17 protein-coding genes are annotated in these 15,139 nt (G+C 42.8%); 8 read left to right on the plus strand and 9 right to left on the minus strand.

Annotated features, from left to right (window positions below; translation table 11 throughout):
• The 4 genes from ACKWCA_RS00005 to ACKWCA_RS00020 all read left to right on the plus strand — a co-directional run.
• Positions 1 to 281, plus strand: a 281-nt coding sequence (locus ACKWCA_RS00005) for a beta/alpha barrel domain-containing protein (RefSeq protein ID WP_462045127.1), incomplete at its 5' end; no start/stop codon positions are given.
• 6 nt (positions 282 to 287) lie between these two features.
• A complete protein-coding gene (locus tag ACKWCA_RS00010) occupies positions 288 to 1,562 on the plus strand; it encodes an Nramp family divalent metal transporter (RefSeq protein WP_413976085.1) in 1,275 nt (424 codons plus the stop codon).
• A gap of 99 nt (positions 1,563 to 1,661) precedes the next feature.
• Positions 1,662 to 3,167: a helicase HerA-like domain-containing protein gene (locus tag ACKWCA_RS00015; protein WP_413976086.1), complete on the plus strand. Its 1,506-nt coding sequence runs from the start codon at positions 1,662 to 1,664 to the stop codon at positions 3,165 to 3,167.
• Positions 3,168 to 3,209: 42 nt separating this feature from the next.
• On the plus strand, positions 3,210 to 3,767 hold the full coding sequence (locus tag ACKWCA_RS00020) for a hypothetical protein (RefSeq protein ID WP_413976087.1): 558 nt from the start codon (positions 3,210 to 3,212) through the stop codon (positions 3,765 to 3,767).
• Positions 3,768 to 3,769: 2 nt separating this feature from the next.
• On the opposite strand, the gene ACKWCA_RS00025 is transcribed toward ACKWCA_RS00020, so the two are convergent.
• Positions 3,770 to 4,195: a winged helix-turn-helix transcriptional regulator gene (locus ACKWCA_RS00025; RefSeq protein ID WP_413976088.1), complete on the minus strand. Its 426-nt coding sequence runs from the start codon at positions 4,193 to 4,195 to the stop codon at positions 3,770 to 3,772.
• Between the two features lie 108 nt (positions 4,196 to 4,303).
• On the opposite strand from ACKWCA_RS00025, the gene ACKWCA_RS00030 reads away from it, so the two are divergent.
• Entirely contained in the window at positions 4,304 to 5,209 is a 906-nt protein-coding gene (locus ACKWCA_RS00030; protein WP_413976089.1) for an alpha/beta fold hydrolase, read from the plus strand.
• 2 nt (positions 5,210 to 5,211) lie between these two features.
• Positions 5,212 to 5,637, plus strand: coding sequence for a VOC family protein (locus tag ACKWCA_RS00035; RefSeq protein WP_413976090.1), 426 nt, complete (start codon positions 5,212 to 5,214; stop codon positions 5,635 to 5,637).
• 2 nt (positions 5,638 to 5,639) lie between these two features.
• On the opposite strand, the gene ACKWCA_RS00040 is transcribed toward ACKWCA_RS00035, so the two are convergent.
• From ACKWCA_RS00040 to ACKWCA_RS00060, 5 genes are all read right to left on the minus strand, one after another.
• Entirely contained in the window at positions 5,640 to 6,611 is a 972-nt protein-coding gene (locus ACKWCA_RS00040) for an aldo/keto reductase (protein WP_413976091.1), read from the minus strand.
• Between the two features lies 1 nt (position 6,612).
• Positions 6,613 to 6,801 carry a hypothetical protein gene (locus ACKWCA_RS00045; RefSeq protein ID WP_413976092.1) on the minus strand — a complete coding sequence of 63 codons (189 nt, stop codon included), beginning with the start codon at positions 6,799 to 6,801 and terminating at the stop codon, positions 6,613 to 6,615.
• A gap of 4 nt (positions 6,802 to 6,805) precedes the next feature.
• Positions 6,806 to 7,663: an alpha/beta hydrolase gene (locus ACKWCA_RS00050; RefSeq protein ID WP_413976093.1), complete on the minus strand. Its 858-nt coding sequence runs from the start codon at positions 7,661 to 7,663 to the stop codon at positions 6,806 to 6,808.
• A 73-nt stretch (positions 7,664 to 7,736) separates the two neighbouring features.
• Entirely contained in the window at positions 7,737 to 8,369 is a 633-nt protein-coding gene (locus tag ACKWCA_RS00055) for a DUF2306 domain-containing protein (protein WP_413976094.1), read from the minus strand.
• Between the two features lie 3 nt (positions 8,370 to 8,372).
• Positions 8,373 to 10,127, minus strand: coding sequence for an alpha/beta hydrolase-fold protein (locus tag ACKWCA_RS00060; RefSeq protein ID WP_413976095.1), 1,755 nt, complete (start codon positions 10,125 to 10,127; stop codon positions 8,373 to 8,375).
• Between the two features lie 107 nt (positions 10,128 to 10,234).
• Between ACKWCA_RS00060 and ACKWCA_RS00065 the strand changes: the two genes are divergently transcribed.
• A complete protein-coding gene (locus ACKWCA_RS00065; protein WP_413976096.1) occupies positions 10,235 to 10,381 on the plus strand; it encodes a hypothetical protein in 147 nt (48 codons plus the stop codon).
• A 2-nt stretch (positions 10,382 to 10,383) separates the two neighbouring features.
• Here ACKWCA_RS00065 and ACKWCA_RS00070 read toward each other — a convergent pair whose 3' ends face one another.
• From ACKWCA_RS00070 to ACKWCA_RS00080, 3 genes are all read right to left on the minus strand, one after another.
• The gene (locus ACKWCA_RS00070; RefSeq protein ID WP_413976097.1) at positions 10,384 to 11,268 is read right to left on the minus strand and encodes a bifunctional 5,10-methylenetetrahydrofolate dehydrogenase/5,10-methenyltetrahydrofolate cyclohydrolase; all 885 of its coding nucleotides are present in this window, start codon (positions 11,266 to 11,268) and stop codon (positions 10,384 to 10,386) included.
• Between the two features lie 159 nt (positions 11,269 to 11,427).
• Positions 11,428 to 12,765, minus strand: a complete 1,338-nt coding sequence (gene ffh, locus ACKWCA_RS00075; RefSeq protein WP_413976098.1) for a signal recognition particle protein — start codon at positions 12,763 to 12,765, stop codon at positions 11,428 to 11,430.
• Between the two features lie 217 nt (positions 12,766 to 12,982).
• The gene (locus tag ACKWCA_RS00080) at positions 12,983 to 14,362 is read right to left on the minus strand and encodes a hypothetical protein (protein WP_413976099.1); all 1,380 of its coding nucleotides are present in this window, start codon (positions 14,360 to 14,362) and stop codon (positions 12,983 to 12,985) included.
• A gap of 206 nt (positions 14,363 to 14,568) precedes the next feature.
• Here ACKWCA_RS00080 and ACKWCA_RS00085 point away from each other — a divergent pair, with 206 nt between their 5' ends.
• Complete coding sequence (locus ACKWCA_RS00085; RefSeq protein ID WP_413976100.1) at positions 14,569 to 15,081, plus strand: RNA polymerase sigma factor; 513 nt, start codon at positions 14,569 to 14,571, stop codon at positions 15,079 to 15,081.
• The last annotated feature ends 58 nt before the right edge of the window (positions 15,082 to 15,139 follow it).

Raw genomic sequence — 15,139 nt, forward strand, 5'->3', positions numbered from 1 at the left:
AGGAGCTCGGCTGCGAAGTGGTCAAGCTCTTTCCCGGCGATGTATACGGGCCCAAGTTCGTCAAGGGCGTCAGGGGCCCGCAGCCCTGGACCAGTATCATGCCCACCGGAGGGGTGTCCCCGAAAGAGGAAAATCTCAGGGAATGGTTCGACGCTGGGGTCACCTGTGTCGGCATGGGCTCAAAACTGATCAGTAAAACCATCCTGGAAAACCGGGATTTCCAAGGGTTGGAAAAAAAGGTGAAGGCAACACTCACCATTATCAAAAACATAAGAAGTTAATCCATAATGGACCAAACCAAGACAAGACAGTCAATTTTAAAGAAATTAATTGCCTTGGTACTGGCTTTTGGCCCTGGCATTTTCGCTATCGGTTATACCATTGGCACCGGAAGTGTAACCTCAATGATCGTTGCCGGAAGTACCTACGGCATGCAACTGCTATGGGTACTATTGCTAAGTTGTTTCTTTTCCGGCATCCTCATTTATGTATATGGCAACTACACCTTGATTACTGGCGAAACAGCGCTGTTCGCCTTCAAAAAACATTTGAAATGGGGCAGACTAATGGCCATTTTGATTATCATCGGAATTGCCTTTGGGCAATGGAATTCACTGATGGGCATTATGGGTATCTCGGCCAATATCATATATGAGATATTTGCGATTTACGCGCCGCAAATTATCCCTTACAAATATGAAACGGTCATTGGTATTGCCGTTGTGGTAACCGCTATCTTTTATGTTCTCCTTTTAGTAGGCAAGTACACTTTTTTTGAAAAAATCTTGGTCATTTTCGTAACGATAATGGGGCTTTCGTTCCTAATCTCACTTTTCTTGGTATACCCATTGCCTTCGGAAATAGTACAAGGCCTAGTACCGAGTATTCCTAAAGTAGCAGGGGGCAAAATGCTAGTAGCCGCTTTTGTAGGAACAACCATGGCCGCTGCGACTTTTCTCTCCCGCCCCCTATTTGTTAAAGGCAAAGGCTGGACAATAAAAAACCTGCAGGAACAAAAAAAAGATGCCATAGTGGCCGCTACCCTAGTGTTTTTGATTAGTGCGGCAGTGATGGCCGTTGCATGTGGAGCGCTATTTCATCAGGGCAAACCTGTTACCCAGGTTTTGGACATGGTCAACACCTTGGAACCTGTAGCGGGAAAATTTGCTCTGACCTTATTCTTTTTTGGAACTTTAAGTGCCGGACTTTCTTCGATTTTTCCGATTTTATTGATTGCTCCGATATTGATTTCGGATTTTCAATCAGGGGAGCTGGACACCAGCTCTAGACAATTTAAGGTGATAACCGCATTTGCTTGTTTATTCGCTTTGATCGTTCCCGTTTTTGGTTCAAATCCGGTAGAAATGCAGATTGTTTCCCAAATATTCAACGTTTTCGTACTTCCGCTGGTGGTCATCGGCATACTGTTTTTGATTAACAATAAAAACCTCATGAAAGGATACAAAACCAGTATTTGGATCAATATAGCATTGGTGTTGGCATTCCTGTTTTCATGCGTGATTTCCTTTAACGGGGTGGGAGCGCTCCTAGAGTATCTATAGTTCTACCAGCGGTAGTATGGGGCAACCTCATTGTTAAATCAATCTATCTTCTCTTTTCGTGTTGCCCAAAAATGCCCTATTTTTATGAAAATTTTCTAAATGAGCACCAGAGACCAGTTTTTTTCCCACATCGAAAAAGGGTACACCACCAAGGGTGATTTTATTGTCATGGGCGCCGCCATGCTTGAGGGTGAAGCAGTTACCGATGCCTTGGTAAAAGTACCGCTCAAGACGCTCAATCGCCATGGCCTAATTGCGGGAGCTACAGGAACGGGAAAAACCAAAACTTTGCAGGTACTGGCGGAAAATCTTTCCGATAAGGGTATTCCTGTATTGTTAATGGATTTGAAAGGTGATCTTAGCGGTATTGCCGAACCAAGTCCGGGACATCCGAAAATCGATGAGCGCCATGCCAAAATCGGAATTCCTTTCGAAGCTAAAAGTTTCCCGGTCGAAATACTGTCGTTAAGTGAGCAAGACGGAGTTAAATTAAGAGCAACGGTCTCGGAATTCGGACCTACCCTTCTTTCGAGAATTTTGGATTTGAGTACTACCCAAGAGGGAATTGTCGCTGTAGTGTTCAAATATTGCGATGACAACAAACTGCCCTTATTGGATCTCAAGGATTTCAAGAAAGTACTGCAATATGCCACCGGTGCGGGCAAGAAAGAATTCACCGAAGAATACGGACGAATCTCTACCAGTTCAACCGGAACTATTCTCAGAAAGATCATCGAATTAGAGCAACAAGGCGCAGAACTATTTTTTGGGGAAAAATCTTTTGAAGTCGATGATCTCACTCGAATCGACGAAAACGGAAGGGGATATATCAATATCATTCGTCTGACCGATATTCAAGACCGCCCCAAATTGTTCTCTACCTTTATGTTGAGCCTATTGGCAGAGATTTACTCTACTTTTCCAGAACAAGGTGATAGTGATCGGCCCGAACTCATTCTTTTCATTGATGAGGCCCATCTCATATTTAACGAAGCCTCAAAGGCTTTGTTAGATCAAATTGAAAGTATAGTCAAATTGATACGCTCAAAAGGTATAGGTCTATATTTCGTTACCCAAAACCCTACAGATGTGCCGAATGAGGTACTATCACAATTGGGCTTAAAGGTACAGCATGCGCTACGGGCGTTCACTGCAAGGGATCGAAAAGCCATAAAATTGACCGCCGAAAACTATCCGCTATCCGAATATTATGACACCAAGGATGTCTTGACTTCTTTAGGAATCGGGGAGGCATTGATATCCGCCCTAGATGAAAAGGGCAGGCCCACTCCCCTGGCGGCAACATTGCTCAGGGCTCCGATGAGTCGTATGGACGTACTGACCGAAAGTGAATTGAAGTCGGTCATTACAAGCTCACAGCTTGTCAAAAAATACGGGGAGGTTATCGATAGGGAAAGTGCTTATGAAATCCTTAATGAAAAAATTGAAAAAGCCGAGACCCTGGCCGAAAAGGAAAAATCAAAGACAACCAGCCGAAAATCAACGAGCAGACGCAGCACCCGTCAAAACCCAGTAATAAAAGTATTGACCAGTGCCACTTTCATCAGAGGGGTATTGGGTGTTCTAAAAAAAGTTTTGCGTTGACCTTGGTCAACATCACATTCATCAATCAGATTACCATCATCAATGAAAAAGGTTTTAATTTCAACACTAATGCTCTTTTTTGTGTTCGCAGGATGCAAAAAGGAAATTGACACCACCTATCTCATCACCAAAAACAATGTCGGCAAACTCGAGAAAGGTAGTTTGACTCGGGATTTGGAAGTTATTTATGATCAAGATTCGATCGTTAAGGATACCGTAAAACTCTTTCAGGGTTTTGGGGCCACAAAAATCAAAGTGTATGAAAAAGGGGGAAGTCATCTACTTACGCTTACTCCATCTTCGGATAGTATTCCTACCATCGAAAACATCAATATTCGCGATTCGCGCTTTAAGACCGAAAATGGGATAGGAATAAATAGCACCTTCAAAGACATCAAGGAGAAATACACCATTAAAAAAGTACAGACCTCCCTCAATAATGTCGTCGTATTTGTAAAGAATAGTGACGTGTACTTCACCATCGATAAGAAGGAACTGCCGTCAAGTTTACGGTACGCCGCCAGTGTGAACATCGAAGCTGTTCAGATACCTGATGATGCGAAAATTAAATACATGATGATCGGTTGGGAAACCCCGTAAATTCATGTGCCGTTCGCTTTGAACTTCCGGCGATTCTTAATGACGGTGTCACCATGGGAAGTTGCCCATTCGGTCAATTCCAATAGTTTGGTCAGATACGAGTATCCGAAATCGGTCAACTGATACTCCACACGAATCGGCACCTCAGGATACATCGTTCTTGAGAGGTACCCATCAGATTCCAACATTTTCAAACGCTCACTAAGTACTTTGTTCGAAATTCCGTACACATACTTTTTAAGCTTATTGAACCGCAACACCGGAAAATAGCCTAGATATAGTATAATTAGAATGCTCCATTTGTCAGAAGCTAACGCCATGACATCTCGAATCGGACAATATGTGGCCGTTTTTAAATCGATATGGCCGAACATTTTTTTTAATTTTCTGGCCGCCTTAAGTTTTTGATTCTCAGTAATAGTTTCCATAACGATACTTAATTCGAGTTACGAAACCTCTTTCAAATTAAAGAAAGAAGCCCTAATTTTGGTATTATTTAATGACCAAGTTACTTAAAGTAACTTATAATTCAAAATATGAAAAACATCGCACGTATCTACGGCATCTATTTTAACCTACTTGCCCTTTTTTCAAAACGAAAAGCCGCTGAAAAAGCATTCCAACTCTTTTGCACTATTCGTAAGGGAAGAGTCTCGGAACAACAAGAAGATTACTTAGAAGCTGCTAATTATGAAACACTAGAAATTGCCGACCACATCATTCGAACCTATAAGTGGAATGGGGAAAAAGAAACCGTTCTACTCGTGCATGGTTGGGAAAGCAATTCGTTTCGTTGGCGTAATCTGATTACAAAATTAACGGAAGCCAATTTTAATGTAATCGCCTTTGATGCACCGGCACATGGACATTCTTCGGGTGCACACTTGTATGTCCCCCTTTATTCCGAGGTGCTACAACACCTCATCGAGCGCTATAGGCCTCAAATGGTCATAGGGCATTCGGTCGGTGGCATGACGACCCTTTATAACGAATACCGGCATAACAATTTGTTTATAGAAAAAATGGTCACCATTGCCTCACCTTCGGAGTTTTATGAAATTATGGCCGACTATCAAGATATACTCCAATTCAACGATACCGTTTTGAGCGCTCTGGACGCCTATATCCTTGATCGATTCGGATTTCGCATACGCGATTTCTCTACCTCTGAGTATGTAAGGTCCAATACGAAGAAAGGCCTGTTGTTTCATGACCGGTTGGACAAAGTCACACCCTATCACGCCTCTGAGAAAGTACATGCTAGTTGGGAAGGCAGCCAATTGGTCAGCACAGAGGGGTTAGGTCATTCGATGCACCAAGAAGAAGTAAACAACCAAATCATAGATTTTCTGAATTCGGAGGAAAGGGGTAAATTTACCGCAAAGGGGCATTCAGCGGAAACATCGCTAGCCTCTGATTCACCAACGGTAAAAAACAGTTAATCATGCCAAATGTAAGTCCCTTTCACATCGCCATACCCGTTCATAATTTGGATGAGTGTCGTACCTTTTATCGCGAGGTACTTGAATGTGAAGAAGGACGTAGTAGTGACCATTGGGTAGATTTCAATCTTTTCGGTCATCAATTGGTGATTCATTTTAAACCCAAGAAAGAAGCCGCGGAACTGCATCACAATCCGGTGGACGGTCATGATGTACCCGTACCCCATTATGGGGTGGTACTTCCTTGGGAAACTTTTCAAACCTTTGCCAAGCAACTGCGATCCAAGGGAATTGAATTTATCATCGAGCCTTACGTGCGTTTTAAGGGACAACCAGGTGAACAAGCCACCATGTTCTTTAAAGACCCAGCTGGTAATGCACTCGAATTCAAAGCCTTTCAAGACATGGGGCAGTTATTCGCGAAATAAGCCTACTGCGACCATTCCGTCGGTGTACGATCCCAACGGTGCTTTTTGAGTTCTTGATGCAGTTCGGTCGACAACCCTTGCCCATCGCCCGTAGCTACATTGGCCAAAACATTTCTTTCCTTCCGCATTCCCGGAATTATGGTACTAACGGTGGAGTTCATGGTAATGAAACGCAATGCCATTTCGGCCATGGTCATTCCCTCAGGAATTAGGGGGCGAAGTGCATCGGCATGTTCTACACTTGAGTTCAAGTTCTCGGGAACAAAATAAGTACCTCGCCAGTCCCCTTCCGGAAAGACGGTTTCCTTTGTGATATTTCCTGTCAAGGTACCTTCATCAAAGGGTACCCGGGCAATGACCCCGATATTCAGTTCATCACATAAAGGAAAAAGAACATCTTCAGGGTTTTGGTCAAAAATATTGTAAATGACCTGAACGGCATCCAACATTCCCGTTTTCAGGGCCTCGATTCCATTTTCAGGCTCCCATCGATTGACACTGATGCCCATCGCTGCAATTTTTCCTGAGGATTTAAGCTCTTCTATCGCGCGTTGCCATTCTTCGCGCTGGCTCCAACCATCGTCCCATGTATGAAATTGCATCAAATCGATTTGTTCCAGACCAAGATTTTTTAAGGTCTTCTCGGTATACTCCATAATATGCGCAGCCGGATAGGAATCTTCAAAAGCATACTCGGGCTTTGCAGGCCATTGAAAATTCTTCGGTGGAATTTTGCTGGCAGTATACAGTTTTTTCGACGGATGTCTTCTGACCAATTGTCCGAGGAGTTCCTCACTATGACCTTCGCCATACCCCCAAGCGGTATCAAAAAAGGTCACTCCATGCTCCACAGCGAGGTCTAAACTCTTCGCGGACTGTATATCGCTACTTTCGGTCCATCCGGCCATACCCCACATGCCATATCCTATTTCACTGACTTTCCAGCTAGTTTTCCCAAATTTTCTGTATTCCATTCTAATTCCCTTTTTTAATAAATTTTTCTTTAAGCACTAAAAAAACTCCATATACTAGTCCGAAGAGTAATCCTTTCATTACTTTCTCAATCCATATTTCTTGACCATAACTACCTTCCAGTATTACGGAAATAATCACGAACAGTACCGCACCGACTATAGCTTGAACGACTATCTTTTTCAATTCCATTAGCTCAGTATTGATGAAATGCATCGGAAACGAATTCTAAAACCGAAGGCAAGGCTTCTCGCCAGTACGTCCAACTGTGGCGGCCATCACGCACCCGATATTCATGAGGTATCTCCTTTTTCTTCATAGAAATATGAACGAGACTGTTTCCTTCATAGAGAAAATCATCATCTCCACAATCGATATACCAGCGAACGGATTTCACATCGGCCACCGGTACGGTTTCAAGCAACTCCAACACATTGTGCCGTTCAAAATAGGTTTTCAATTCTGCCTTGGAATACGCTTCCTTGTACCATTTCATCCGATCTTCCAACTCTTTCATGGTCAATGGTCCTATATAGGCACTCAGGGGACATGCCGATGAAAACAATTCAGGATGGTGAAGAGCATACATAAACGAACCTCCCCCGCCCATAGAAAGTCCGGCGACGGCCCGATATCTCTTTTCTGATTTGATACGGTATTTCTTTTCAACATGGGGCATGAGCTCTTCGAAGAAAAAGTCCTCGTACTTCCAATCCCCAGCGTTGAAATACCCCATTCGACCCGTATCTGCATCTGGCATAACTATAATCATTGGCGTAGCCGTACCATCTTTTATGGCAGCATCCGTAATGCGTAACACTTCCCCGAATTGCACCCAACCCGTGTGATCATCGGTTGCACCGTGCAGCAGGTAGAGTACCGGATAGCTGCGTTCTGAGGTTTCATAATCTGGAGGTAAATACACTGCATACTTCCGTTCCATTTTCAAAATTTCACTTTTCATAGAAAGGTTATCAAATACTTTTCCATGTTGTGCTTGCAACCCAACGGAGGCGGCGAACATGATGACGAACATCAAAACAAACTTTTTCATTGATCTCTTCTTTACTCAATTATTGACATTAGTTGATCCGTTCTGGATTCGATGGTCTCCGCCATAAATGGCATCAAGCCAAATTGATCCCTTTTCGCTTCACCCAGAAATAAGCAAAAATGATATTTGGGACCCAACATAACCAGGCAACTAGTCGATACGCAGGAATAAACGACCCAAAAGCTATCGTTAGCAATGGCAACCACAACCTTAGGGTAACCGCGGCAAAACAAGCAGCATAACTATAGATCATATAGGCCTGATGCTTATCGACATCTCCTTTCTTGACCGCGCGATAGGCCATCATAGTAAAGTAGAGCCATACCACTCCCAAACACAAAAACCCAATTTGTGCAATAGGTCCTCCCGTGGCGTAAACCGCAATAAAAACCCCGCACAAACCACTTACGGCGACAGCTCCTACATATATTTTACCTATCAGGCGGTGCCGTTTTAAATTGGTATTCCGAAATCGCTTACTGAACTGAGGCCATCCTACAAACAGGGCAAGGCCCCCAAAAACGACATGGCCATAGAAACCTGTATTCCAAACGATACTGCCCAATAATTCCTCATTCTTGGAAAGTCGAAGACCCACTTCAACATCGTCAAAGGCATAATAGATATACATCAGCGGGTAGAGGCTTACCCCGATAGCCAAAAAAGCAAAAACAAACCAAGCGACCTTATTTGTAGTATTCCCCATGACTTATCGATATCTCCAGCTCGTTACATCCGCCCCTTTAGGAGCGCTCTCCGCAATTCGTTTCATAATCTTGGGCACATACATACTATTGTATCGAAGTCGACTAATGGCATTGGGTTGATCTGGATCACCGTTCCAACAGTGTTCCGCTCTATCACCATATACGACCTCCCCTTCATAATATGGATCGGAGGTGCTCTCTAAAAAGTCTTCCATTAAATAGACGGCGTTATTGAGGTAGTAGTTATCCATATCTCCGCAATAGATATGGATCTTTCCTTTGAGCTGCTCGCCGAGTTTATCCCAATCTCGTTCAAGAATATGTTTCAGGTCATAATTCTCTTTCCAATATTCAGCTACCTGGTGGTCGATATCACCGGTCATTTTATCCCACAATCGTACAGGGTATCCATCTTCCCCCTGCGGAGAGTAGGTCGCTTCCCAGATATCCCACTGCTGGCCCGATCGACTTTTATCGCCCAAGACCAATTCCAAATGATTGCCTTGACGCAAGGTAGACTGTATTTGCCCTAAGTAATCGCGATGCGAAGGGACCTCCAGTTTTTTATGGTCACTATCGTAATAATAGGCATTCTTGTCTTCATAGATATTAGTCAGACAATAGGCCCTAAAATCGATCGGGTCGGGGCACGCTGCGAAACAACCATTGTACTCTTTCGGGTACTTCACTTGAACGGCCAAGGCCTCCCAGCCACCAGTGGAGCCCCCGTACAAAAATCGGGACCATCCTTCACCGATACCCCGGAACTCCTTTTCGATATAGGGAATCAGTTCGTGTGTAATTGCATCGCCATAGGGGCCTTGACTTGCTGAATTCACGGCATATGAATCGTCATAATAGGGCGTAGGGTGTTGAATCTCGATAATCAACATTCGCGGGAAATCGGGTTCGTTCCAGCGTTTATAGAAATCATAGGCTTCTTGCTGTTGAATGACATTATACCCTTCCAAATCAAAGCGCGCGGAATACTCGGGTTTTAGGTCGGGGGCTGGAGGAGTAGTTCGAAATCCACTGAAATCGGATGGGAAATGCCCATGAAACACCATTACCGGATATTTTGCTTCAGGGTGTTCTTTAAAGCCTTTTGGCAACAGCACATGTGCTCCGAGATAGATATCCCGTCCCCAGAACTCGGACAGTTTTTCTGATTTGAGTTTGACATGCTTTATCCACTCAGTATCTTCCGGTTCTTCTATTTGCGGAATAACCTGATCGAGCACCACATGTATTTCTTGACTTCCATTGACGAGATTTTCAATCCCGTTTTCGGTGACTCTAATTTTAAACGGCTTGCTGTAAAGGTTCCCCGGCGACCGGTTCCATTGTTGTCCTTCGCCATTGTCCATGGGTAGTTTGACCGTATGTCCCGTAGCCAGGTCGAAGGTCTCATAAACATGCAATAATGCTTGTACTTGATATTCCCCTGGGGGTACTTCAGAAAGACTCGCGTAGGGGTAGCCGAAGATGGTACTATCGAAGGTTTTGACTTCATTGGCCTTCATGCCATCGACATTCATTCCGTAAATCAATTGGCTCTTTAATCCATCATTGATTTGAAATCGAGGTTCAGCTGACTCGTTGTCGGACAGCATCAAGAGCAATCGTCCATCTTTAGTCTCTGGACTTATCGCTTCGGTAAAAGAGACCTTAATTTGGATTGTACTTGCAGGTGTCGATTTTGATTGACAACCAAAGAGCAATAGCGCAGATAAAAGGAACAGCAGTACATGTTTCATAGTGTTGGCGATTTCCCCCAAAAGATACTGCTTTTAAGTAAATCAAAAGACAAGAAAAGGCAGTTTTAAACGTTAAGAACATAAGTTAACCTACAAAAACCGGCTCTATGAAAAAGCTACTTTTTATCGCCGTACTATTCACGGCTATTATCGGAATGAGCAGTTGCGATTACGATGACAGTAACGATATTGATGTACTTAAGCCCAATGACACTACCGAAACAAGTAGTATAAGTCAACATAAAGAGTTATGAAATCAGGACCGGCTTCTATGCCGTTCTCGTGCGAGCAATGTATTTTTCAGTAACATGGCGATAGTCATAGGACCTACCCCCCCAGGGACCGGCGTAATATAAGAGGCCTTTTTACTGACATTCTCAAAATCTACATCACCTGTAATATAATACCCGCGAGGTCGACTTTCATCGGGGACTCTAGTGATCCCCACATCAATGACCACTGCATCGTCTTTGACCATTTCGGCCTTCAGGAAATTAGGGACACCAAGCGCTGATATGAGAATATCGGCCTGTGAAATGATCTGGGTAATATTCTTGGTATGACTATGGGTCAAGGTCACGGTAGAATTACCTGGCCATCCTTTTCTTCCCATCAAAATACTCATTGGTCGGCCCACAATATGACTGCGGCCGATAACTACGGTATGCTTTCCTTTGGTATCTACCTTGTACCGCTCTAACAACTCTAAAATTCCGAACGGCGTGGCCGGTATGAACGTACTCATATCGAGTGCCATCTTACCAAAATTCGTAGGATGAAAACCGTCCACATCTTTATCGGGGTGCACGGCCATTATCACCTTTTGGGTATCTATTTGATCAGGTAAGGGCAATTGCACGATAAAACCGTCAATGTCACTATCTTGATTCAGCTCTTCGATTTTCTTCAACAATTCTTGCTCTGAAGTCGTACTGGGCATTTGCACCAAGGTAGACTCGAAACCAATACGCTCACAAGATCGAACCTTACTGCCAACATAGGTCAAACTTGCTCCGTCATTTCCTACGATTACGGCGGCGAGGTGAGGAACTTTTTCTCCGCGCTCTTTCATTTTCACGACCTCCGCGGCGATTTCTTCCTTTATGTCATTCGACACTTTTTTCCCATCCAGTATTTGCATCTTTTTTTTGGTTTATGGTTTATGGCTTTTGGTTTCAGATTTCAGGTTTCAGATTTCAGGTTTCAAGTTCATGGTCTCAATTCACTTTTCATTGCTAAGAATCACGACTACCGTTAATTGTTCACTGCTAACTGCTAACTGCTAACTGCATCTATTCTTTTACTTCATTCCTTTCATACCACCCATCATTTGCATCATCTTTTTACCCCTACTACCCTGCATCATTTTCATCATCTTGCTCATCTGATCGAATTGTTTGAGCAATTGATTGACCTCTTTGACATCGCGTCCGCTGCCTTTTGCAATGCGCTTTTTTCTATTTGCATCAAGTTTGGCGGGGGTTGCCCGCTCGTCGGGCGTCATCGAATAAATAATCGCTTCAATATGTTTAAAGGCATCGTCGTCAATATCCATACCCTTTAAGGCCTTGCCTGCACCAGGTATCATACCCATCAAATCTTTGATGTTCCCCATCTTCTTGATCTGTTGTATCTGAGAAAGAAAATCATCAAAGCCAAACTTATTTTTGGCTATCTTTTTTTGAATTTTGCGAGCTTCCTCTTCATCAAACTGGTCTTGCGCTCGTTCAACGAGTGAAATCACATCCCCCATTCCGAGAATCCGATCGGCCATACGGGAAGGGTGAAAAACGTCGATAGCTTCCATTTTCTCACCTGTACCAATGAACTTGATCGGTTTATCAACTACTGATTTGATGGAAATTGCCGCACCACCTCGTGTATCACCATCGAGTTTAGTCAGAATCACCCCATCAAAATTTAAGATGTCATTGAAGGCCTTAGCGGTGTTCACAGCATCTTGACCGGTCATGGAATCAACCACAAAAAGGGTTTCCTGAGGTTCTATGGCTTTGTGGATGTTCGAAATTTCATCCATCATTTTCTCATCAACAGCCAGACGTCCGGCAGTATCGATAATAATCACATTACATCCCAGAGACTTTCCATGGGCGATACCTGCCTTGGCAATAGCAACGGGATCTGAATTTTCACGATCGGAATAAACCTCAACCCCAATCTGCTCGCCTACCACATGCAATTGATCAATCGCTGCAGGGCGGTATACATCACAAGCCACCAATAATGGTTTCTTGCTCTTTTTGGTCAATAAAAATTTGGCCAGCTTTCCAGAAAAAGTGGTCTTACCCGAGCCTTGAAGTCCTGACATAAGAATAACGGAAGGGTTGCCCGAAAGGTTAATGCCTTCGGTCTCCCCGCCCATCAATTCCGTCAATTCGTCTTTAACGATTTTGACCATCAATTGACCGGGCTGCAAAGTCGTCAAAACGTTTTGACCCAATGCTTTCTCTTTGACCCTATTCGTAAACTCCTTGGCTATCTTAAAGTTTACATCGGCATCAAGAAGTGCACGACGTACTTCCTTAGTGGTCTCAGCAACATTTATCTCAGTGATCTGTCCATGTCCTTTTAGAACATGTAGGGCTTTATCGAGCTTCTCGCTTAAATTATCGAACATCTTTTTGCTAGATTTTGAAGAAAAGCAAATTTAAGAAATACCGTTGGAAAGACGCTTTTGTATTGAAGAAAATATGTGGCATTTCACTTTTAGCAAGCTTAGGGAATTTTACATGTGGCCAAAAACAAAAGAGCACCTATATTACAATAGATGCTCTTTCAAAAAGTGTGGGGCAAAAAAGGTAGTACTTTCGAGTACTAAGTATTAGTTACCTAAACTATTCACAGATTTTTTCGATCACTAGGTATTCATCTCCGCGCTTGATCTTGAATCGGTTCGGCGCACATTCTATAACCGTCCACTCACCAATATAATTGGCCAATGTCATGCTCAAATCATTGAAAATCAATACCTCACCATCAATACTCCAATTTCCTTCATCTTCAACCTCACCATTCGCATTATACACATGGATGTTTCTATTTGAAAAATCGATATTCAAATCTTCAAGAAAAGTTGCCTCACTACCCACACTGGCTATGGCCCATCTACATGTTGAAATGGTATCTTCGATGAAGGCAGCATCACAAACTTCAGGTTCTTCTCCGCAAGTGGTCTTCAATACTATTTTATCACCATCACCGGCATAGAGCTTGATACGGTCTCCATCAATTTCATAAACAAACCATTCCAAACTGAATTCTACTAAGAACTCAAACTCCAATTTCAACAACACTCTATAGTCAGAAACTCTTGTGTTCCATTCTCCATTCAAGATATTACCTTCTCTATCCTTAACGACTACCGATCCATCTTCATTGAAAGTCATCAAGTAATTCTCATATTGGTCAGAAGTATATTGATTATCTCGTTTCACTTCTTTGACCAACCAAGGGCACTCGGCCAATAGATTATCCAATCGCTCTTTGGTAAAATCGTCATCATTATGGTCATCGTCATCGTCTTCATCGCAAGCTTCCTTAGCACGCTCGATGGTTTGCCTTAACTCCTCAATACTACCAACGGATACTTTCTCACCATTATAGAATTCAAAGGATACCGGAAACTGAAGACTGATGATATCTTCCTCATCCAAGCCGGCGAAAAACCGTCTCATTTCCTTGTCACTTTGAACTTCCACAGTACCTGTTTGTTGAAGTTCAAGGTCAAACGTAAAGAAGGTCACCGGGTAAATGACATCGATACACTCGATATCGTCATCTGAACCGCCTTCGATACATTTCGAGGCATGCTCACGTAACTCAGCCAAATTCTCGACAGTGATTTCTGAATAATCGGCCATCGTAATGGTTATCGGAAATATGATATCCAAAATATCATCATCCTCGTCAAGAGCGTCAAAAATCTCTTCGATCAAATGCAGATCTTCTTTAGAGTTGATGGTGATATCAAGTCCGTTTACCGAAACGGTATATGGAAAACGAATATCAAAGCAGCTGGCCCCGTCAACGATATTATCGTAGGAACCGTCATTTGACACCATATTTGTCATAAGATTGGCCGCTGCGGAATTTGCGGTCATTGTTTCTTCTTCGCTCGTTTCAATGATTGGGGGATCTTCCGTTTGACACGAGGTAAAACTTAGTGCAACCACAAGTAGGCTTGCGAACATTGCAGATTTAAAATACTTTTTCATAACGATTTGGATTTATTTGTTCGTTCGAGTCTAAAACAATCGATTTTAAAATCACCCTACTATCGATTTTTGTTTTTTTTAAAATATCTTTGAGTTTCAAACGTTTTAATTTGGCCCGTAAGTGCTTATTTATCAACGCTTGGCAAACATTAAGCTGGAATATAATTTCTGGTTAAAAAAAATCCTAAACACCTAAAACCAACCTTTTGAATAGCGAAGCCCAAAACAATGTTTGTGAAGAATCGGTCTTTAGCACCATCTTCAAGACTACTTCAAGAACGGTTTTCAACTATATATATTATAAATTCGGTAATGAAGAAAAAGCCCATGATGCTGTACAAGAGGCATTTGTGAAATTGTGGGAGAATTGTGCCAAGGTACCCCCGAAAAAGGCAAAGTCTTTTGTATATACCGTTGCCAACAATCTTTACCTTAACGTTATCAAGGCTGAAAAGGTGCGTTTGAAATACGCAGATAAAACACTCAAAAGCACAAACGAGACCCCTGAATTTTTGATGGAAGAAGATGAATTCAGAGGCAAATTGGAAAACGCCTTGAACGGTTTACCCGAAAATCAACGAACGACTTTCCTACTCAATAGAATAGATGGGAAAAAGTATAAGGAAATCGCCGAAATGGAAGGAGTCAGTGTGAAAGCTATCGAAAAACGTATGCATTTGGCGCTGAAAAGCTTACGGGAACAAATAGATGGAATCTGAAATTTCAAGACCAAGGGAAGTCTTTCAGTGGACCTTACCTACTCTAGTGTTAAAATGT

Origin of the sequence: Maribacter corallii (genome assembly GCF_047345415.1) — a bacterium.
Lineage (GTDB): Bacteria > Bacteroidota > Bacteroidia > Flavobacteriales > Flavobacteriaceae > Maribacter_C.